22 protein-coding genes are annotated in these 18665 nt (G+C 71.9%); 4 read left to right on the top strand and 18 right to left on the bottom strand.

Annotated features, from left to right (window positions below):
- Nucleotides 1-5 precede the first annotated feature (5 nt).
- The 4 genes from INE98_RS04930 to INE98_RS04915 all read left to right on the top strand — a co-directional run bounded on the left by INE98_RS04930 (nt 6) and on the right by INE98_RS04915 (nt 3280).
- On the top strand, nt 6-341 hold the full coding sequence (locus tag INE98_RS04930) for a proton-translocating transhydrogenase family protein (protein ID WP_293537057.1): 336 nt from the start codon (nt 6-8) through the stop codon (nt 339-341).
- Nucleotides 338-1753 carry an NAD(P)(+) transhydrogenase (Re/Si-specific) subunit beta gene (locus tag INE98_RS04925; RefSeq protein ID WP_293537055.1) on the top strand — a complete coding sequence of 472 codons (1416 nt, stop codon included), beginning with the start codon at nt 338-340 and terminating at the stop codon, nt 1751-1753. The genes INE98_RS04930 and INE98_RS04925 overlap by 4 nt, the downstream gene beginning before the upstream one ends.
- A gap of 99 nt (nt 1754-1852) precedes the next feature.
- Nucleotides 1853-2362 carry a hypothetical protein gene (locus tag INE98_RS04920; RefSeq protein ID WP_293537054.1) on the top strand — a complete coding sequence of 170 codons (510 nt, stop codon included), beginning with the start codon at nt 1853-1855 and terminating at the stop codon, nt 2360-2362.
- Nucleotides 2363-2404: 42 nt separating this feature from the next.
- Nucleotides 2405-3280 (top strand): alpha/beta hydrolase, encoded by an 876-nt coding sequence (locus tag INE98_RS04915; protein ID WP_293537052.1) that lies wholly within the window; start codon nt 2405-2407, stop codon nt 3278-3280.
- Here the strand turns inward: INE98_RS04915 and tilS are convergent.
- The 18 genes from tilS to INE98_RS04825 form a co-directional block, all read right to left on the bottom strand.
- Nucleotides 3264-4568: a tRNA lysidine(34) synthetase TilS gene (tilS, locus tag INE98_RS04910; RefSeq protein ID WP_293537050.1), complete on the bottom strand. Its 1305-nt coding sequence runs from the start codon at nt 4566-4568 to the stop codon at nt 3264-3266. The genes INE98_RS04915 and tilS overlap by 17 nt on opposite strands.
- Entirely contained in the window at nt 4556-5404 is an 849-nt protein-coding gene (locus tag INE98_RS04905; RefSeq protein WP_293537048.1) for a hypothetical protein, read from the bottom strand. Before INE98_RS04905 ends, tilS begins: the two co-directional genes overlap by 13 nt.
- 5 nt (nt 5405-5409) lie before the next feature.
- Nucleotides 5410-5970, bottom strand: a complete 561-nt coding sequence (gene pal / locus INE98_RS04900) for a peptidoglycan-associated lipoprotein Pal (protein WP_293537047.1) — start codon at nt 5968-5970, stop codon at nt 5410-5412.
- 32 nt (nt 5971-6002) lie between these two features.
- A complete protein-coding gene (gene tolB, locus INE98_RS04895) occupies nt 6003-7292 on the bottom strand; it encodes a Tol-Pal system beta propeller repeat protein TolB (RefSeq protein WP_293537045.1) in 1290 nt (429 codons plus the stop codon).
- Complete coding sequence (locus tag INE98_RS04890; RefSeq protein WP_293537043.1) at nt 7289-8134, bottom strand: energy transducer TonB; 846 nt, start codon at nt 8132-8134, stop codon at nt 7289-7291. Before INE98_RS04890 ends, tolB begins: the two co-directional genes overlap by 4 nt.
- Nucleotides 8131-8643 carry an ExbD/TolR family protein gene (locus tag INE98_RS04885; RefSeq protein WP_293537042.1) on the bottom strand — a complete coding sequence of 171 codons (513 nt, stop codon included), beginning with the start codon at nt 8641-8643 and terminating at the stop codon, nt 8131-8133. The genes INE98_RS04890 and INE98_RS04885 overlap by 4 nt, the downstream gene beginning before the upstream one ends.
- 3 nt (nt 8644-8646) lie before the next feature.
- A complete protein-coding gene (tolQ, locus tag INE98_RS04880; RefSeq protein ID WP_293537040.1) occupies nt 8647-9348 on the bottom strand; it encodes a protein TolQ in 702 nt (233 codons plus the stop codon).
- Nucleotides 9349-9500: 152 nt separating this feature from the next.
- Nucleotides 9501-9962, bottom strand: coding sequence for a tol-pal system-associated acyl-CoA thioesterase (ybgC, locus tag INE98_RS04875; protein WP_293537038.1), 462 nt, complete (start codon nt 9960-9962; stop codon nt 9501-9503).
- Nucleotides 9952-10998: a Holliday junction branch migration DNA helicase RuvB gene (ruvB, locus tag INE98_RS04870; protein ID WP_293514205.1), complete on the bottom strand. Its 1047-nt coding sequence runs from the start codon at nt 10996-10998 to the stop codon at nt 9952-9954. The genes ybgC and ruvB overlap by 11 nt, the downstream gene beginning before the upstream one ends.
- Nucleotides 10995-11612 (bottom strand): Holliday junction branch migration protein RuvA, encoded by a 618-nt coding sequence (ruvA, locus tag INE98_RS04865; protein ID WP_293537036.1) that lies wholly within the window; start codon nt 11610-11612, stop codon nt 10995-10997. Before ruvA ends, ruvB begins: the two co-directional genes overlap by 4 nt.
- Nucleotides 11609-12109: a crossover junction endodeoxyribonuclease RuvC gene (ruvC, locus tag INE98_RS04860; RefSeq protein ID WP_293537035.1), complete on the bottom strand. Its 501-nt coding sequence runs from the start codon at nt 12107-12109 to the stop codon at nt 11609-11611. Before ruvC ends, ruvA begins: the two co-directional genes overlap by 4 nt.
- Nucleotides 12110-12192: 83 nt before the next feature.
- On the bottom strand, nt 12193-12918 hold the full coding sequence (locus INE98_RS04855) for a hypothetical protein (protein ID WP_293537034.1): 726 nt from the start codon (nt 12916-12918) through the stop codon (nt 12193-12195).
- Entirely contained in the window at nt 12915-13679 is a 765-nt protein-coding gene (locus INE98_RS04850; protein WP_293537032.1) for a site-2 protease family protein, read from the bottom strand. Before INE98_RS04850 ends, INE98_RS04855 begins: the two co-directional genes overlap by 4 nt.
- Nucleotides 13680-13698: 19 nt before the next feature.
- Nucleotides 13699-14445, bottom strand: coding sequence for a YebC/PmpR family DNA-binding transcriptional regulator (locus INE98_RS04845; RefSeq protein WP_293537031.1), 747 nt, complete (start codon nt 14443-14445; stop codon nt 13699-13701).
- 359 nt (nt 14446-14804) lie between these two features.
- On the bottom strand, nt 14805-15587 hold the full coding sequence (locus INE98_RS04840; RefSeq protein WP_293513845.1) for an SDR family NAD(P)-dependent oxidoreductase: 783 nt from the start codon (nt 15585-15587) through the stop codon (nt 14805-14807).
- Between the two features lie 20 nt (nt 15588-15607).
- Nucleotides 15608-16444 carry an alpha/beta hydrolase gene (locus INE98_RS04835; RefSeq protein ID WP_293537029.1) on the bottom strand — a complete coding sequence of 279 codons (837 nt, stop codon included), beginning with the start codon at nt 16442-16444 and terminating at the stop codon, nt 15608-15610.
- 13 nt (nt 16445-16457) lie between these two features.
- Nucleotides 16458-17423 carry a zinc-binding alcohol dehydrogenase family protein gene (locus tag INE98_RS04830; protein ID WP_293537028.1) on the bottom strand — a complete coding sequence of 322 codons (966 nt, stop codon included), beginning with the start codon at nt 17421-17423 and terminating at the stop codon, nt 16458-16460.
- A 386-nt stretch (nt 17424-17809) separates the two neighbouring features.
- Nucleotides 17810-18649, bottom strand: a complete 840-nt coding sequence (locus INE98_RS04825) for an enoyl-CoA hydratase-related protein (RefSeq protein ID WP_293537026.1) — start codon at nt 18647-18649, stop codon at nt 17810-17812.
- Between the last annotated feature and the right edge of the window lie 16 nt (nt 18650-18665).

Below are 18665 nucleotides of genomic sequence, written 5' to 3'. Positions count from 1 at the left end.
CGCTCATGGACGTCGATCCCACAGTCTTCCGGCTGGCCATCTTCGTCCTGGCCATCTTCGTCGGCTACTACGTCGTCTGGAGCGTGACGCCGGCCCTGCACACGCCGCTGATGGCGGTGACCAACGCCGTCTCCTCCGTGATCATCGTGGGCGCCCTTCTCGCCGCTGCGGCCCAGGCGGCGCCGGGCGCAGGCGCCGGGGCCGTCATGATCTCCAAGGGCGCGGGCGCGCTCGCCGCGGCCCTCGCCGCCGTGAACATCTTCGGCGGCTTCCTGGTCACCCAGAGGATGCTCGCCATGTACAAGAAGAAGGACCCGGCGAAGAAGGACGCCTCCAAGTGAGCGCCAACCTCGCCGCCATCCTCTACCTCGCCTCCGGCGTCCTGTTCATCCTCGCCCTGCGGGGCCTGTCCAGCCCGGTGACCAGCCAGGCGGGCAACCGCAATGGCATGATCGGCATGGCGCTGGCCGTGGGCGTGACCCTGGCCACCCTGTTCGCAGAGGGCAAGCTCGACCTCCTCACCGTCGGGCTCATCCTGGGCGGCGTCGGCGTCGGCGGCGTGATCGGCGCCGTGATCGCCCGGCGCGTGGCCATGACCTCCATGCCCCAGCTGGTGGCGGCCTTCCACAGCCTCGTCGGGATGGCCGCCTGCCTGGTGGCCGTCGCGGCCATCTACACGCCCGGCGCCTACGGAATCGGCGCCCCCGGGGCCATCTACGCCATCTCCCTCGTGGAGCTCTCCCTCGGCCTCGCCATCGGCGCCGTCACCTTCACCGGCTCGGTCATCGCCTTCGCCAAGCTGAACGGCAACATGTCGGGGGCGCCCATCCTGCTGCCCGCCCGCCATGTCCTGAACATCCTGATCGGCCTCGCCCTCATCGGCCTGATCGGAGTGCTGGTGGCCAGCGGCGGGTCCGCCCTGTGGGCGTTCTGGGCGATCTTCGCCCTGGCTCTGATCCTCGGGATCACCCTGATCATCCCGATCGGCGGCGCGGACATGCCCGTGGTCGTATCCATGCTGAACAGCTATTCCGGCTGGGCGGCCGCGGCCCTGGGCTTCACCCTCGAGAACGTGACCCTGATCATCACGGGCGCCCTGGTGGGCTCGTCCGGCGCGATCCTGTCCTACATCATGTGCAAGGCGATGAACCGCAGCTTCGTCTCGGTCATCCTCGGCGGCTTCGGGGCCGACGATAGCGCAGCGGCGGCCGGCGGGCGGGTCGAGACCCGGCCTGTGAAGCAGGGCTCCGCCGATGATGCGGCCTTCATCATGAAGAACGCCTCCAAGGTGATCATCGTCCCGGGCTACGGCATGGCCGTCAGCCAGGCCCAGCACGCCCTGCGCGAGATGGCCGACAAGCTGAAGGAGGAGGGCGTCGACGTGAAGTACGCCATCCACCCCGTCGCCGGACGCATGCCGGGGCACATGAACGTCCTTCTGGCCGAGGCCAACGTACCCTACGACGAGGTCTTCGAGCTCGAGGACATCAACGCCGAGTTCCCGACTGCGGACGTGGCCTTTGTCATCGGGGCCAACGACGTGACCAACCCGGCCGCCAAGACCGATCCGTCCAGCGCCATCTACGGCATGCCGATCCTCGATGTGGAAAAGGCGCGGACCGTCCTGTTCGTGAAACGGGGCATGAGCTCAGGTTACGCCGGCGTGGAGAATGAACTCTTCTTCCGGGACAACACCATGATGCTCTTCGGCGACGCCAAGAAGATGGTCGAGGGGATACTCAAGGGTCTCTGACCCGGAGACCCGGTCTCCGCCATGACCGGCCGTCTGAGCTGCGGCTTGCCGCAACCGCCTTCAGGGGCCATGCTCCTCCCATAACCAGGGAGGAAAGCCATGCGCAATCTTGCTAGCGGGCTGTTGCTCGCGTCGGTTCTTCTGATTTCCGCCTGTTCCGGTCCTGAAACGCCCGCCGAGTCTGAGGCGCCCGTCGCATTCTCGATTCCCCTCGAGCCTAACACCAACGGCGTGCTGGAGGCCCGTTCGGCCCAGGTGCTCGTCGGCACGGGGGAGAAAACCTACGCAGCTCAGGTGGCGATGACGCCGGCCTGGTGGGTGACGGGAGAGGGCTTCAAGGTCGTCTGGTTCGCCGGCAAGAGCCAGACCAAGCGCTACTTCCAGATCACCGGCGGGTCGCCGGGCGACGTCACCCCGCCGGCGGTCCTGCGCGCGCCCGAGGAGGGTGTTCGCGAAGTCAGGGTCTCTTTCGATGGCGGCCCGCCGGTCGCTGTGCGGCCGGAAGCGACCCGGGCGGTGTTCCAGCCTCCGGAAGGGGCCAAGGCGGTGACGTCCATCGAGATCGCCTTCGGACCGAAAGACAGGCCGGTGCCCTACATCTGGCGGTAGATGGGCCCATGTACCGAGGGTTGACCTCTGAAAGGACAGACGGTGGAGCAGCTCTCGCGAGGCGAATGGATCGATATCGGCGGCCGGCGCCTGCGGGGGGTCCGCGCCGGTCCCTGGGCCGAGAGGCCCGGCGAGGGGCCGCTGGTGGTCCTCGAATGCGGCGCCTTCGGATGTTCCGCCGACTGGCATGAGGTCCAGCAGGGCCTGGCCCGGCTTGGCGTCCGCAGCCTGGCCTACGACCGCGCGGGGCTGGGTTTCTCCGATCCCGGCCCGGAACCCCGGGACGCCCGGGCGATCGCCGACGACCTTGAGGGACTCCTCGATCGCATTGCGGATCCCTCGCCGCTGATCCTGGCCGGTCACTCCATGGCCGGGCTCTTCCTGCGGGTCCTCGCGCCCAGGGTCAGGCCCCGGCTGAAGGGGGTGGTCCTGGTGGACGCGGTCCTGCCCGAGGTTGTGGACCATCCGCTGGCCGCCCGTTGGATCGGAGGCTTCCGGCAGGCCATGTTCCTCCTCGACCGGGTGGCGGACCTCGGGGTCATGGGCCCCTGGTCCCTCGTCGCCGGAGACAGGATCGGCCTGCCTCCCCCGGTGTCCCGGGAGAAGCGACGGATCTACGCCTCGGCCTCCCACGCCCGAGCTTCCGCCCGGGAGGTTCAGCAATGGCTGGAATCAGCCGAGCAAGGCCGCCGGGAGGGACCCTTCGACCCGGACCTCCCGGTCGCGGTGATCACCGCCGGGGAGAGCCGTCTCCCGCCAGACCTCAGGGCGCTCCAGGATTCCCCCGCCCGGGCCTCACGCGCAGGGTTCTCCGATCGCGTCGAGGGCGCTGACCACGCCAATCTCCTGGGCCCGAGGCACGCCGGCAGGGTGATCCGCGGGGTGCAGCACATCCTGGAAATCAGCAGCGCCCGCTGAGCTCCAGAGCCGCAGCGGACCCTTCGTCCGGCGCCCCGCCACACGCCGAGACCAGTCGGGCCCGCCCCAGAAAGCGCACCTCGGCGCCCGAACCGGGCGCGCCGGCCAGCCGAACGCCGTCCTCCGCGAGCACCCCCGGGAGGCTCCCCCGGAAGGGGACCGGAACCCCGGCGAGTGCGGCCCGGTCCGTTTGGGGCAGCCGGGCGAGCCGCCCCGCAAGGGGGAAGAGGCGGATGTTGCGGCTGGCCCTGACCTCGAAGCGGCCGTCAAAGACGCCCTCGCCCCCTTCCGGCAGATCCAGTCCCCCGGCGCTCTGCCTCTGCATCTCTCCCGCCGTCCGCCCCCACATCACCCGGTCGTCATCCGCCAGGACGAGGGCGCCGGCGAGGGTGGCGCGAACCCCGGCCTCCGAAACCAGTCGACCCACCAATCGATCGAGGGCCTCACCCCTCGGCGGGCGTCCGCCTCCGCCTGCCGACAGGCAGGCCGCGGCCACCAGTCGTCGCGCCGCCGCAGACTTCATCGTCCTGAGGCTCTCCCTGGGCAGGACCAGCCCCTGGCGGCCGCCCTCCACCTGGAGCGCCGCCTCCGCAGCCTCGGAAAGCCCCTCGGTCTCCGCAGCCGCGAAGACCTCGGAGGCGCCCGCTCCGGGCCCCGCCAGCACCCTGCGCGCCCGGCTTCTGGCGAAGCGAAGGTCGCTGTTGGCCGGGTCCTCGACCCAGACTTCGCCCCGGTCCAGAAGCCAGCGTCGCAGGCTCTCACGCCTGACGCCCAGCAGCGGCCGGAGGATGAATACGCCGCGGCCCTCCGGCCAGACCGGAGAGGGCGACCACTCCCGCGGAAAGGGGGTGAGGGCGCCCTCGGACCGCATCACCTGAGTCTCCGCCACATCGTCGGCGGTGTGCCCCATCAGGAGAACCCGCGCCCCGGTGCGACGCGCGGCCTCGGCCAGAAGCCGGTGCCGGGCCTGCCGGGCGGCTGCGGGTAACCCCGTCTCCGGGTAGGGACCGCGCCAGGCCAGCGCCTCGAAGCCGGCCCCCAGACGCCGAGCGATCCCGGCGCAGGTCTCGGTCCAGGCCCGGCCGTCGGGCTGAAGACCATGATCCACCGTGAGGACCCGCAGGGGGCGACCGCGGGCACGCGCCCAGTCCGAGGCCATCAGCACAAGGGCCAGGGAATCGCCGCCCCCGGAAAGGGCCACGGCCAGGGGCGCACGGGAGTCCCGGGCCAGCCGGGCGTCCAGGCGAGCGTGGACCCGGCCGTCCAGGTCCGGGTTCAGGCGCCGCACCCGGTCTGGACCGCCAGCGCCGCGGCGCGCCGGCGGGCGCCTTCCGTCGCTGCAGGATAGCGGGCCCCGAGCTCCGCCAGCGCCTGGCAGGCCTCCGCCGGCTTGCCCAGCCTCCCAAGGCTCCGGGCGAGTTCCACGACGGCGTCAGGGGCCCACCAGGTCTGGGGCCACCCCCTCAGTGCGGCGATATAGTCCGAGGCGGCGTCCGCCCAGGCCGACCGAAGGGCCCGCGCCCGGCCCCGCAGGTAGGTCGCCTCGCCGGCCCTGGGGTCGGCCCCGTTGGCGGCCAGCCAGGCGGTGAGTGTCGCTTCCGCGGTCGCGGGGTCCCCGCCCTGCAGCTGTCGGCGCCCCGCGGTGAGGCCGTCCTCGACGGCGGCCGGCGGAGAGCCGGCGGTCTGGGCCGGCGCCGGAGTCGGGTTGGCCTGGGCGGCGGGAGCCGGGCCAGGAGCCGGGGCAGGAGTCGCGCCAGAAGGCGGGCCAGAAGGCGGGACTCCCGGGGGCGCCCCCGCCGCGACGGGCGGGGCGGCGCCAGGGCTGGATTGCGGCGGGGCCGGGACCGCGCCGCCCGGTCGGCCAGCCTCCAGGCCGGACACCCTGTCCGTCAGTCGCGTCAGGTCGCCCCGGGCCAGGTCCGCCGCCCGGGTGGTCGCCTCCAGCTGGGCGTTCAGGCCCTGGAGGGCCCGCTCGAGGTCGGAAAGCCGGTCCGAAAGCTCACGGATTCTGACATCCCTGGGATCTTCCGGCGCGACCCTCTGGGCGTAGGCCGCGCCGGCCAGCGCAATCGCAAGACCCAGGGCGACGGCGGCTGTCCAGGGGCGGGCGGACCTCGCTCGCATGGCGATCAGCGCGCCCCGCTGGCGATCGCGGTCCGCGCGTTGCGGTTCCGCTTGAACGCCTCCTCATCCGCACCCGGATCAAGCGGACGCTCCTTTCCAAAGGAGATGGTCGAGATCCGGGCGGGGGAAATCCCCAGGCCGATGAGGTGCTCCCGCACCGCATTGGCCCGGCGCGAACCCAGGGCGAGGTTGTACTCCCGGGTGCCCCGCTCATCGGCGTTGCCCTCGATCCGCACCTGGACCGCCGGGTAACGTCTGAGCCAGGCCGCCTGCCTCTCCAGGACAACCGCCGCGTCCGGGCGGACCTCATACTGGTCGACGTCGAAGAAGACCCGGTCGGAGGCGTTGATCACGAAGTCCTGCACCGTGCCGGGAAGCGGCGTCCCGGAGACCGGCGGGGGCCGGCGCACGGTCTGGACGTCGGAGGACGCCCCGGCCGCATCGGCGGCGGGGGCCGCAGGGGGGGGTGACGTCTCCGGCTGGGGCTTGGGCGCCGACTGGCAGGCGGCCAGGACCGAGGCGGCCGCCAGCAGCACGGTCCATCTGAGGGCGTTGTTTCGGGTCATCGGGATCTCCTCGGGTCTCTAGTCGATGGACGTCAGTTGAACAGGGGCGACCAGGCCGGGTCGGACGCCCCGCCGGCATAGGGTGCAGGTTTCAGAATGCGGCCTGTGACATCAACGGTCCAGAGGCGAGGTTCGCCGCCCGCCTCCTGCCGGCTGAAGAGAAGGACCCGGCCGTTCGGGGCCCAGGTCGGGCCTTCGTCCATATAGCTGGAGGTCAGGGTCCTTTCGTCCGAACCGTCAGGACGCATGATGCCGATGTGGAACTGGCCCCCTCCCTGCCGGGTGAAGGCGATGAAGTCGCCGGCCGGGCTCCAGACCGGAGAGGTGTAGCGTCCCTCCCCGAACGAGATCCGCCGGGCGCCGCCGCCATTGGCGTCCATGACATAGAGCTGCGGCGATCCCCCGCGGTCGGAGTTGAAGGCGATCCGGCTTCCGTCGGGAGAGAAGGCGGGAGAGGTGTCGATCGCGGGGTCGGACGTCAGGCGCCGGCTCTGGCGATTGACCAGGTTCATCACCCAGATGTCCGAGTTCCCGTTCCGCTCAAGCGCGAAGGCCACCTGCGATCCGTCGGGCGAGAACCTGGGGGCGAAGACCATGCCGGAGAACTGGCCCAGGCTCTCGCGCCGCCCGGTCTCCAGGTTCAGGAGGAAGACCGCCGAGCCATCCTGGCGGAGGGACATGTAGGTGATCTGCTGGCTGGAGGCGGAAAATCTCGGAGACAGCACGATCTCCGAGCCGTCGGTGAGATAGCTGGGGTTGGCGCCGTCCTGGTCCATGACGGCGAGGCGCAGGGTGCGGTTGAGCCGCCCGCCGGTCTCGGAGACAAAGACCACTCGGGTATCGAAATAGCCCTTCTCGCCGGTCAGGCGCTCATAGACCGCGTCGGAGATCTTATGGGCGACGCGGCGCCAGTTCTCGGGGGTGGAGGTGAACTGCAGGCCCAGGAGCTGCTGGCCGGCGAAGGTGTCCCAGAGCCGGAAATCAACCTGAAGCCGACCGTCGACCAGGGTGGCGGCGCCATTCACCAGGGCCTGGGCGCCCAGGGCCGTCCAGACCGGGAAATCCGGCTCGGTCGAAACCTCCGCCTGGTTCCCCGCGGGGTCGACAGGGGCGAAGAGCCCCGATCGACCGAGATTGTCGGCGATCACCCCCGCGATGTCGGCGCCGCGGTCGCCGGAGAAGGCGGGGATGGAGACGGGAAGCGGCCTGAGGTCCCCCCGGTTGACGTCCACCTCGATCTCCGCCCGGGCCTGCGCCGGGCCCAGAAGGGCGCCGGTCATGACGAGACCTGCGAAGATCAGGGCTGCAGCGGACATCCTCATGAACAGGCCTCCCGGGCGTTGAAGTTGACGGCGATTCGCTGACCTGAGGCGCCGGAAAGCGCCGGAAATGGAGCGGCTTGATGGACGGCGCGGATCGCCCGTTCCGCGGCGGCGCGGACGACGGCGTTGCCCGACTGCTCGAGTCCGCCGGCCTCGACGGGCCCGTCAAGGTCGCCGCCCGGACCGAGCCGGAAGCTGACCCGCACCCGGACGTCGCGCCCCCCCTCCACCTCGCAGTTCGGAGTCCAGCGCCTCTGGAGCTGGTCCTGGAGGCCGGCGAGCGCCGCGGCGCTGGGGCCGGACGCCGCACCCCCCGACGCCGGGGCGCCGGGGCGCGCTCCGCCGAGACGCGCCACCTGACTGGCCAGGGCGTCGAGATCCAGTCCTCCCGGAGGGCGCGGCTGGGCGGGGGCGGCGGCGGCCGGCCTGGGGTTCGGCGGCCGGGTCGCGGGGGGCTTCGGGGCGGCCTGCGCAGGCCTGGGTGCGGCGACCTCCTGCCTGGCCGGCGCGGGGACGGGCTTGGGAGTCGGCGCGGGGACGGGCTTTCGCAAGGGCGGGGGCGGCGCCGGGGCCGGCGCGGCGGGCTCGGGCGGGCGGACCTCCGGCGCGCTCTCCTCCGGGGCCGGCGGATCCGGGGCGGGCTCGGCCGCCGTCTGCGGCGCGCCGGCGGCCGCCAGCGCTGCGGCGAGGTCGCCGGAGTCCGCGAGCCGCACGGCGACGGGCGGACCCTCGCCGGCGGGATCGCCCACGACCGGCCGGACAAGGACGAGCGCCGCCAGCACCCCCAGGTGGAGGAGGGTTGACGCCAGGTAGGCCGGGTTGACCTTGCCCGTCAGCGTCACGGCGTGGCGACCTCCCCGGCGGGGGGCGCGGCGTCCGCCGGGGGTCCCGCGAGGGGTCCGCCGGTATCCGTGATCAGGTTGATCCGCGTGAAGCCCCGCACGGAGAGCGCGGCCATGACCCGGGCGACCTCCTCGTAGGAGACCCGGCCATCGGCGCGGACAAAGACCTCCCGCTCGGGGTCCCGGGCCGCCGCCGCAAGGGCTGGTCCAAGGGCCTCGAAGGGCGTCCGTTGCTCCTGGACGAAGATGGACCCGTCGGCCCGGACCGAGACGGTGAGGGGGGCCTCGCTCTCGCGGATGGCCCCGGCCTCCGTCTTCGGAAGCTCCAGGGGCACCCCGGCCGACAGCAGGGGCGCAGAGACCATGAAGACAATCAGCAGCACGAGCATCACGTCCACGAAGGGCGTGACATTGATCTCCGACAGGGCGGAACGGCGGCCGCGGCCATAGCGCCGCCGCCGGCCGCCGCCGCCGGATCCCGAGAAGGCGTCGTGGGCGGACAGGGCCATGGCTCAGACCTTCGAGGCCAGGCGCCGCTGGACGGCGGTGGACAGGTCATCCGCAAATCCCTCGAGGCGGGCGGCGTAGCGGCTGACCTCGGAGGAAAAGTGGTTGAAGGCGATGTAGGCCGGAATGGCGGCGATGAGCCCGATGGCCGTGGCGAAGAGGGCCTCGGCTATGCTCGGGGCGACCACCGCCAGGCTGGTGTTCTTCTGCACCGCGATGGCCTGGAAGCTGTGCATGATCCCCCAGACCGTCCCGAAGAGACCGACGAAGGGCGAGGCGGTGGCGACAATGGCCAGGGCCGAGAGTCCGGTCTCCACTCTCAGGGACTCCCGCGCGATCGAGGCGTCCAGAACGCGATCGATCCTCTGCACCAGGAAGGCCGCCTGCGCCTCGGACACAGGACCCCGGGACCGGGCCTCTCGCCACTCGAACAGGGCGGCCTTGAGCATCCGGTGCAGGGCGTGCGGCGGGTTCTCCCCCGCCTCGAGGGCGATATCCTCGAGGCTGCGGCCCGAAGCCGCCTCGGCCTCGAAGGCGTCCGCCGCCCGGTTCAGGTTCCGGAGGCGGATCGCCTTGTCCAGGATGACGCCCCAGGACGCCAGCGAGGCGAGCCCCAGAAGGATCATGACGGACTTCACAACCCAGTCCGCGCGGGCGAACAGGGCGACGAATGTGAAGGATTCCGGCGTGATGGCAGCGGGCTCCATGGTCTCTCCGGGGCTGATCGGCCAGGCCCGTTCAGGGCCCCGCGCAGACTACAGGTCAGGATGGCGAAGATAGGGCGGACCCTAGCCGCACAGCCCCGACTTTTTGGTTAACGGGAGCCGGGACGCCCGCCGGGCGGCGCCTGGAAAGACCCTTAGCCCGCGTCGCCCAGTATGGGAGTCAGCTGCGCCACCAGGCGCGGAGAGGGCCGGGTCGGTCGGCCGGACAGGTCGATGCAGGCGGCCTCCACCTGCGCTTCGCACAACAGTTCCGCACCCCGCAGGATGCGCTGGCGGATGAACAGGCGCGGCCCGCGGATCCGCTCATAGAGGGTGCGCACCTCCAGGGCGTCGTCTATACGCGCCGGGCGGCGGAAGTCGATCTCCATGTGAACAATGGTGAAGGCCGACGGCCGCTCGCCTTCCAGGAGATCGGAGTGGGACACGCCCGCCGCCCGCAGGGCGTCGCTGCGCCCCCGCTCGAAAAAGCGCAGGTAGTTGGCGTGATAGACGACGCCGGTGAAGTCGGTGTCCTCGTAGTAGATGCGCACGGGCAGGATGTGCTCGCGGCCCTCGAACCGGCCGCTGGACGGCGCATCGCGGGGGTCAGACGGCATCCTCGTCTCCGTCAAAAAGTCCCCCCTGGCCGGCGACGGGTGGCGAAGGCGGCGGCGTCAGGCCCAGGTGCTCATAGGCCCGGGCGCAGGCCACCCGGCCCCGGGGGGTCCGCTGGATGAAGCCCTGCTGGAGCAGGTAGGGCTCGATGACGTCCTCGACCGCGTCGCGGGCCTCGGCGATGGCGTAGGCCAGGGTCTCCAGCCCCGCCGGCCCGCCGGCGTAGTTGGAGATCAGGGCCTGGAGATAGCGGCGGTCCAGGCTGTCCAGGCCGGCGGGGTCCACCTCCAGCCGGGCCAGGGCCCGGGCGGCGGCGGGCCTGTCGATGGCGGCGGCGCCCTCGGCCTCGGCGAAGTCGCGCACCCGGCGCAGGAGGCGACCGGCGACGCGCGGCGTACCCCGGGCGCGGGCGGCGATCTCGCCGGCGCCGTCCTCGGTGAGGTTCAGGCCCAGCCGCCCCGCCGCATGGGCCAGCACCTTCCGCAGCTCTTCCGCCGAATAGAACTCCAGCCGGATCGGGATGCCGAAGCGGTCCCGCAGGGGGGTGGCCAGCATGCCGGCCCGGGTGGTGGCCGCCACCAGGGTGAAGGGGGCGAGGTCGATGCGGATCGAGCGGGCCGCGGGCCCCTCGCCGATCATCAGGTCGAGGACGTGATCCTCCATGGCCGGGTAGAGGATCTCCTCCACCGGCGCGGCCAGGCGGTGGATCTCGTCGATGAACAGGACGTCCCGGGGCTCGAGATTCGTGAGGATGGCCGCCAGGTCGCCCGCCTTGGCCAGCACCGGCCCGGAGGTGGCGCGAAAGTTCACCCCCAGCTCCCGGGCGATGATCTGCGCCAGGGTGGTCTTGCCCAGACCCGGCGGACCGAACAGCAGGACATGGTCCATGGCCTCGCCCCGGCCCCGGGCGGCGTCGATGAAGATGGACAGGTTCGACTTGGCCGCCGCCTGGCCGACGAACTCGGACAGGGTCTGGGGGCGCAGGGCCCGGTCGCCGGGCTCGGGCGGCCCGGGTTCGCCGGAAACCAGCCGGGTCACCGGCCCATCTCCTTCAGGCCGGCCCGGACGAGGTCGGAGACGGCGGCGTCAGGACCGAGGGCGGCGGCGGCCTGCTCCACCAGGCGGCGGGCCTGCATCTCGGCGACACCCAGGCCCATGAGGGCCACGACGGCCTCGCCGGCGGCGGAGACCGGGGCGGGGCCGGACGAAGGGGCGGCGGCGACGCCGGAAGCGCTGAAGCTGGCGGCGCCGATGGGCTTGCCCTTCAGCTCCACCAGGATGCGCTGGGCCAGCTTGGGGCCCACGCCGCTGGCCCGCCCCACCTGGGCCTTGTCGTCGCGGGCCACGGCCTCGGCGAGGGCGGCGGGGGTCAGGACGTCCAGCACGGCCAGGGCGGCCTTGGGTCCGACCCCCTGGACGGACTGGAGCAGGACGAAGGCGGCGCGCTCGTCGGCGTCGAGGAAGCCGTAGAGGCGGGGGCCGGCGCTTTCCGACCACTGGGTCTCGACCCGCAGGACCACGGCCTCGCCCGCGGCGGGCAGGCGCGACAGGGTCCGGGCGCCGCAGCGCACGACCCAGCCGACCCCGCCCACGTCGATCAGGGCCTCTTCCTCCGTGGTCTCCAGGACCCTGCCCGCCAGCCTACCGATCATGCCGCCAACCGCCCCCGGGTGCGGGCGTGGGCGTGGGCGATGGCCACGGCCAGGGCGTCGGCGGCGTCGGCCGAGGCGCCGGCCGAGCCGGGCAGGATGCGGGCGATCATGAAGGCCACCTGGTCCTTGTCCGCCGCGCCGGTGCCGACCACCGACTTCTTGACCAACCGGGCCGCGTACTCCGCCACCGGCAGGCCGGCCTTGGCCGGCGCCAGGAGCGCCGCCGCCCGTGCGTGACCGAGCTTCAGGGCTGAGGCGGCGTTGTTGTTCATGAAGGTCTCCTCGATGGCCGCCTCATCGGGCGTCCAGTCGGCGACCACCGCGCTGATCCCGTCGAACAGGGCCAGGAGCCGCTCGGAGAAGGGCGCCTTCTCGTCCGGCGCGATCACCCCGTGCCCGAGGTGGGAGAGCCGGTTGCCCTCGACCCGGATCACGCCCCAGCCCGTCTTTCGCAAGCCGGGGTCAAGGCCCAGGATTCGGAGGGGTGCGGGGCTCATGCGGTTCCACCGGCGACTGTTCGTGATGTGTTCCTAGGCCGGTTCGCGGGCGGCGGGAAGGGGGCGTCGAGGACGACTGTAACTCAGACGCTGGGCCGTCCGATCCCCATGATCGCGTGGTCCGCCCCCTTGCGCACCACCAGGTCCGCCGTTGGCCGGGCGCGGAGGATGTGCTGGCGCAGGTTGGGCAGGTTGACCCCCTCCCAGACCCGGCGGGCGAGGCCCGTGACGGCCTCACGGTCCATTCCCCGGAAGCGGGCGTAGAAGGAGGCCGGGTCGTGCTCGGCCGCCTCCCAGAAACCCAGGAACCGGGCCACGTACCAGGCTTCCAGGTCGGCCTCGTCGGCGTCCAGGTAGACCAGGAGGTCAAGGGGATCGGCCCCGGCCTGGGTCTCGGCCCGGAAATGCAGGTTCAGCCCCTCGGCGATCAGGATGTCGGGCCGGTCGATGCGGCGGGCCAGGGCCGGGTCGATGTCATAGGTCACATGGCTGTGGACCGGAATCTCCACCGGACCTGACGGGACCTGCGCCAAGGTGGAGAGCAGGGCCGGGGTGTCGAAGGTGTGCGGCCAGCCCTTGAGGTCCAGGGCGCCCTCGGCGCCGAGGACGGCGTTGGGCTTGAGGAAGCCGTCGGTGGAGATCACCTCGACGGACAGGCCCCGGGCCGTCAGGCGGTCGGCGAGGCGCTGGGCCAGGGTGCTCTTGCCCGCCGAGACGGCGCCGGTCAGGCCGGTGACCAGGGTCCGGCCGTCGGGGCGGGCTGCGACCAGCCTCTCGGCCAGGACATCGATGGCCGGATCGGGCCTCATCCGCCCAGCTGCGTCCAGAAGCGGAAGTCGGACAGGCCCTGGAAGACCAGGTCGGTCGGCAGGCCCACCGCCCGCGCCAGTCCGACCGCCAGGCCGAACAAGAGGGTCGAGGCGCCCGGCAGCAGCAGGAGGGCGGCGAGCACGATCAGGGGCGCGACGGGCTCGACCTTCGCTGCGGCGATGCGCACCCGGACAGGCAGGAAGGGCCGCAGCACGCCGAAGCCGTCGAAGCCGGGCACGGGCAGGAGGTTCAGGACCACCGCCGTCGCCTGAAGGAAGGCCAGGAAGGCGAGGGCCGCGGCCAGGGTCTCCTGACCCGGTTCCGGCGACCAGAGGGTCAGGGGGACCGCCAGCACGACGAGGACAAGGAAGGACCCCGCCGGGCCCGCCAGGGAGGCCGCCGAGCGCCAGAGAGGACCGCGCATCAGGTCCTCTCGCAGCCAGACGGCGCCGCCCGGAAAGCCGATGCCGCCCAGGGCCAGGGCGATCAGGGGCCAGATCAGGGTGGTCTGCAGGTCCGCGTACTTGCGCGGGTCGAAGGTCAGGTAGCCCTTGTCCTCGATCGTGTGGTCGCCGCCCAGCCAGGCGACCCAGGCGTGGCCGAACTCGTGGACGGCCACGGCCAGGATCCAGCCCAGCATGACGAAGATGAAGGTCAGGGGCGGGAAGTCGCTGACCGTCATGAAATAGGCCGAGCCCAGGCAGGCCAGGAGGATCAGGCCGACGGGATTCCCGGTCGCGGACTGGACGGTTCTGGCCATGACGGCCCCTCCTGCGGGGTCAGCCTCCGAAGGCCTCGAGGTCGGCGTCGGAGATGTCGTAGTTGCCCCAGACGGTCTGGACGTCGTCGTCGTCCTCCAGGGAGTCGATCAGCTTGAGCAGGGTGGCGACGGCGTCGCCCTCCACGGGGGTCAGGCTCTTGGGCCGCCAGGCCAGGCCCGTGGACTTGGCCGCGCCCAGGGCCGCCTCCAGGGCCGCCGCCACCTCGTTGAGGGATTCAAAGGCGGAAAACACCACGTGCTCCTCCTCATCGGATTCCACGTCGTCGGCGCCGGCCTCGATGGCGGCTTCCATCATGGCGTCCTCGCCCCCGGCTGAGGCCGGATAGACGATGCGTCCCACCCGGTCGAACATGAAGGAGACCGAGCCGGTCTCGCCCAGGTTGCCGCCGTGCTTGGAGAAGAGCGAGCGGACATTGGCCGCCGCCCGGTTGCGGTTGTCGGTCAGCACCTCGACAATCACGCCGGTCCCGCCGGGTCCGAAGCCCTCATAGCGGATCTCCTCATAGGAGGCGGCGTCGGCGCCCGAGGCCTTCTTGATGGCCCGCTCGATATTGTCCTTGGGCATGGACTCGGCCCGGGCGTTGGCCACGGCCAGGCGCAGGCGCGGATTCATGGCCGGGTCGGGCATGCCCGACTTGGCGGCGACGGTGATCTCGCGCGAGAGCTTGGAGAACAGCTTTGACCGCTGGGCGTCGGCGCGGCCCTTGCGGTGCATGATGTTCTTGAACTTGGAATGTCCGGCCATGGGTTCCTGAGCGCAATAGGCGTTGCCGAGCGGTTTCTAGCCGCCCGCGCGCCCGCTGACCAGACAGGGCGCAGGCCGAAGGGCGTCTGCCAAGGCGCCGTTGCCCCCCTCCGTCCCGCTTTCGCGGTCCACCTCCCCCTTGGAAGGGGGAGGAATTACGGAGCCATTGCTCCCCTGCGGGGGAGCTCCGGGCGAAGCCCGGTGAGGGGGCGCTGCGGCCCCTCGGCAGCCCCCCTCCGTCCCGCTTTCGCGGTCCACCTCCCCCTGGAAGGGGGAGGAATTACGGAGCGAATTGTTCCCCTGCGGGGGAGCTGTCGGCGAAGCCGGGTGAGGGGGTCTGCTGAGGGGCCGTGGACCGCCTACCGCCGCCGCACCACCGGGTGCGACGAGGACAGGCCGCCGTCCACCGCAATGGCCTGGCCGTTCACGTAGGAGGCGTCGTCCGAGGCCAGGAAGAGGCCGGCGTGGGCGATCTCGGAGGGCACGCCGTAGCGGGTCAGGGGGTTGAGCTGGCCGATCTTGGCCTCGTTCCCCCGCGCCCGGGCGCCGTCGAAGATGGGCTTGGTCATGCCGGTCTCGATCAGGCCGGGGCAGATAGCGTTGACCCGCACGCCCGTCCCGTACAGGTCGTTGGCCGCCGTCTGGGCCAGGTTGATCACCCCGGCCTTGGAGGCCGAGTACGGCAGGCCGCCGGCGCCGGAGCGGATGCCGGCCACCGAAGCGGTCATGACGATGGAGCCCCGGCCGCGCGGAACCATGACCCGGCTGGCGTGCTTGATGGCGAGGAAGGGGCCGATCAGGTTGACCCGCAGGACCTCGGCCCAGTGGGCGGCGTCCTGCTCCTCCCGCGGCGTGGCGCCGCCGGAGATGCCGGCGTTGGCCCAGATGGCGTCCAGGGCGCCGTATTCCGCCACGGCGCGGTCGACCAGGGCCGAGACGAAGTCTTCCTCGCCGGCGTCGCCGGTCAGGGCCAGGGCCGTCCCGCCGGCCTCGCGCACCTGGCGGGCGGTCTCCTCCACCGTGTCGAACTTGTCGGCGATGACCAGCTTCGCCCCCTCGCCGGCGAAGAGCAGGGAGGCCGCCCGGCCGATGCCTGAGCCGGCGCCGGTGATGACGACGGATTTTCCGGAAAGACGTCCCATGGTGAGGCTCCTTGAAAGGGTCAGCCGGCGCGCGTGGCGGCGGCGAGGATGGCGTCGGCGACGAGGCCGAACAGGGCGGGGGGCAGGTCGTGGCCCATGCCCTCGATGATCCGGAGCTCCGCCCCGGGAATCTTGGCGGCGGTGTCCCGGCCGCCCTCGGCGGGCAGGAGGGGATCGTCCGCTCCATGCAGGACGACGGTGGGGGCGGTGATCCGGGCCAGGCGCGCCGAGCGGTCGCCGGTGGCGCCGACGGCACGCATCTGGCGCCCTGACCCGGTCGGGTTCCAGGCCCGGGAGGCCTCGGCCCGGGCCCGCTCCGCCAGGGCGCCTTCGGGCCAGGGATAGGCGGGGCTGCCGATCACCAGGGCGTTCTGCACCGCCGCGGCGACATGGGCCTCGGGGTCGGTCCTGAAGTCTGGCGTCGGCTGGGTCAGCACGGCCATGGCCCGAGGGGTCGCCTGGGGCAGGCCGGGCGCCGAGGAGGTCGACATGATGGAGGTCAGGGACAGGGTGCGGCGCCCGTGGTCCGCGGCGATGACCTGGCTGATCATCCCGCCCATGGACACCCCCGCCACATGGGCGGTCTCCACTCCGGCGGCGTCCAGCACCGCCATGGCGTCGGCCGCCATGTCCTCCAGGGTGTAGGCGTCGTTCTCGCCGAACCAGGTCGACAGGCCCGTGTCGCGGTTGTCGAACCTCAGGGCCCGGTATCCCCGGCCGGTGAGGACCTCGCAGAAGGCCTCCGGCCATCGGGTCATCTGCGAGCCGAGGCCGTTGACCAGCAGGATGGCGGGGGCGGCGGGATCGCCGAAGCTCTCCCAGCAGATCCGCACCTCGCCGTTCGTCGCAAAGGGCATGGCCGACCGCGCCTCAGGGAACCAGGACGACCCGGCCGACGGCGGCGCGGCTCTCGATATAGGCATGGGCGGCGGCGGCCTCCGACAGGGGGAAGGTCCGGTCGATCACCACCTCCAGCTCGCCCCGGGCGGCGTCGTCGATCAGGCCCTGGATCATGTCGTGGACCCGGTCGGTCATGATCTCGGCCCCCAGGAAGACGCCGGAGAGGCTGCGGTTGCCGCCCATCATGGAGCCGACATCCACCACCATGGGCTCGCGGCCCGCGGCGCCCACCATCGAGACCCGGCCGCGGTAGGCCAGGCTGTTGATGGAGCCCTGCAGGGTCGAGCCGCCGACGGAGTCCACCACCACGTCGGCGCCATGGTTGTCGGTCAGGCGGCGGACCTCCCGGGGCACCTCATGCTCGCGGTAGTTGATGCCAGCGTCCATGCCGAGGGACTTCAGGCGCTCCAGGCGCGAGTCGGAGCTGGCGGTGGCCAGGATCATCTTCGCGCCAGCCCGGCGGGCCAGCTGGATGGCGGCGACGCCGACGCCCGAGGCCCCGGCCTGGACCAGGACGATCTCGCCCGCCTTCATCCGGCCGTACTCGAACAGGCAGTCGTGGGCGGTGCCGAAGGTCACCGGGATGGCCGAGGCCTTGGCGATGTCGTAGCCGTCGGGCACCGGCCAGCAGTTACGCGCCGGCACGCTGCGCAGGGCGGCGTGGCTGCCGAAATTGTTCACGGTGGCGACCCTCTGGCCGACCTTCAGGTGGGTGACCTCGGCGCCCACCTCGATGATCTCGCCCGCAGCCTGGTAGCCGACGATGTGCGGCTTCGTGACCAGGGGGCCGCCGAAGCGGTTCAGGGTGTCGCCGCCCTCGATGGCGATGGCCTCGACGCGGATGATCACGCCCTTGGGATGGCAGGTCGGGTCGGGGACGTCCTCGTAGCGCAGGACCTCGGGTCCGCCGTTCTCGTAATAGACCGCCGCCTTCATGGGCCTGGCTCCTGTTCGTTGTCTCCCTGAGGTTCCGACTTGTCACGGGCCAGGATCGCGGGCAAGCCCGGAGGGGGGCAAACCCAGGGAGGCGCCCATGGACCTGGCCAAGCCCCGAGTCGACATCGGCATGTCGACCAATACTCTCCAAGACGTCCTGGCCTTCTGGCGGGGCGAGGCGGGAACGCCCTTCGATCATCTGCTGCGAATCCGCCGCGGCCAGGATCAGCATCGCCACGACGCCAACGGATCGGTCCTGAAGATCAACGCCTATGCCGAGCCGATCCCGAAGGGCGAGCCGACCGGCTATCGCGAACTCCTGCTGGCCCGGGAGGGTCGGTCCGCACCGCGCATCCCTCGTCGGGACGCTGGAGGTCGGTTGAACGCTATCCGGCCCAGCCGGGCCGGCGCCTGTCGAGGAAGGCGGCCACGCCCTCGCGGCCCTCGTCGCTGACCCGGGCCTGGGCGATGCGGCGGGCGGTGTCCTCCATGAGGGCGTGGTCGATCTCCCGCCAGGCGACGGCGTCCACCAGGGCCTTGGAGGCGGCGATGGCGCCCGGGGCGCAGGCCATGGCCTCACCGGCGATGCGATCGGCGGCCGTGGCCAGGGCGGCGGCGTCCTCCACCAGCTCGCTCACCAGGCCCAGGCGCAGGGCCTCGTCGGCGTCGAAGATCCGGGCCGAGGCGAACAGGCCGCGGGACGCCCGCGGGCCGATGGCGGAGACGATGTAGGGGCTGATGGTGGCGGCGATCAGGCCCAGCCGGGCCTCGGAAAAGCCGAACTTCGCCCCCCGCTCGGCCACGGCGATGTCGCAGGCCGCGGCCAGGCCGCACCCCCCGCCCCAGGCGCCGCCCTGGACCAGGGCCACGGTCAGGGCGGGAAGGTCCCAGAGGGCCTTGAGCATCCGCGCCAGGCCCATGGCGTCGTCGCGGTTCTCGGCCTCGGTCCAGTGCGCAGCGTCGCGCATCCAGTTCAGGTCGGCCCCGGCCGAGAAGACCTTGCCCGCGCCGCGCAGGAAGACCACCCGCACGCCCTCGGCGGCCTGGAGGGTCTCGAAGGTCTCATGGAGGGCGCCGATCAGCTCAGCGTTGAAGCTGTTGCGGGCGTCCGGCCGGTTCAGGGTGACCACGGCCACCCCCTCCTGAGTGGTGTCCAGTCGCACGAGGTCGGAGGTGGCGTCGCTGTCGAGGCCTTCAACCAGGGGATCGGCGATGGGGTTGGACATGGAGGGGCTCCGGGTT

Source organism: Phenylobacterium sp. (assembly GCF_020253645.1).
Taxonomy (GTDB): Bacteria; Pseudomonadota; Alphaproteobacteria; order Caulobacterales; family Caulobacteraceae; genus Phenylobacterium.
The sequence above is the reverse complement of the archived record's forward strand: the minus strand, read 5'-3'. Positions and strand labels throughout refer to the sequence as shown.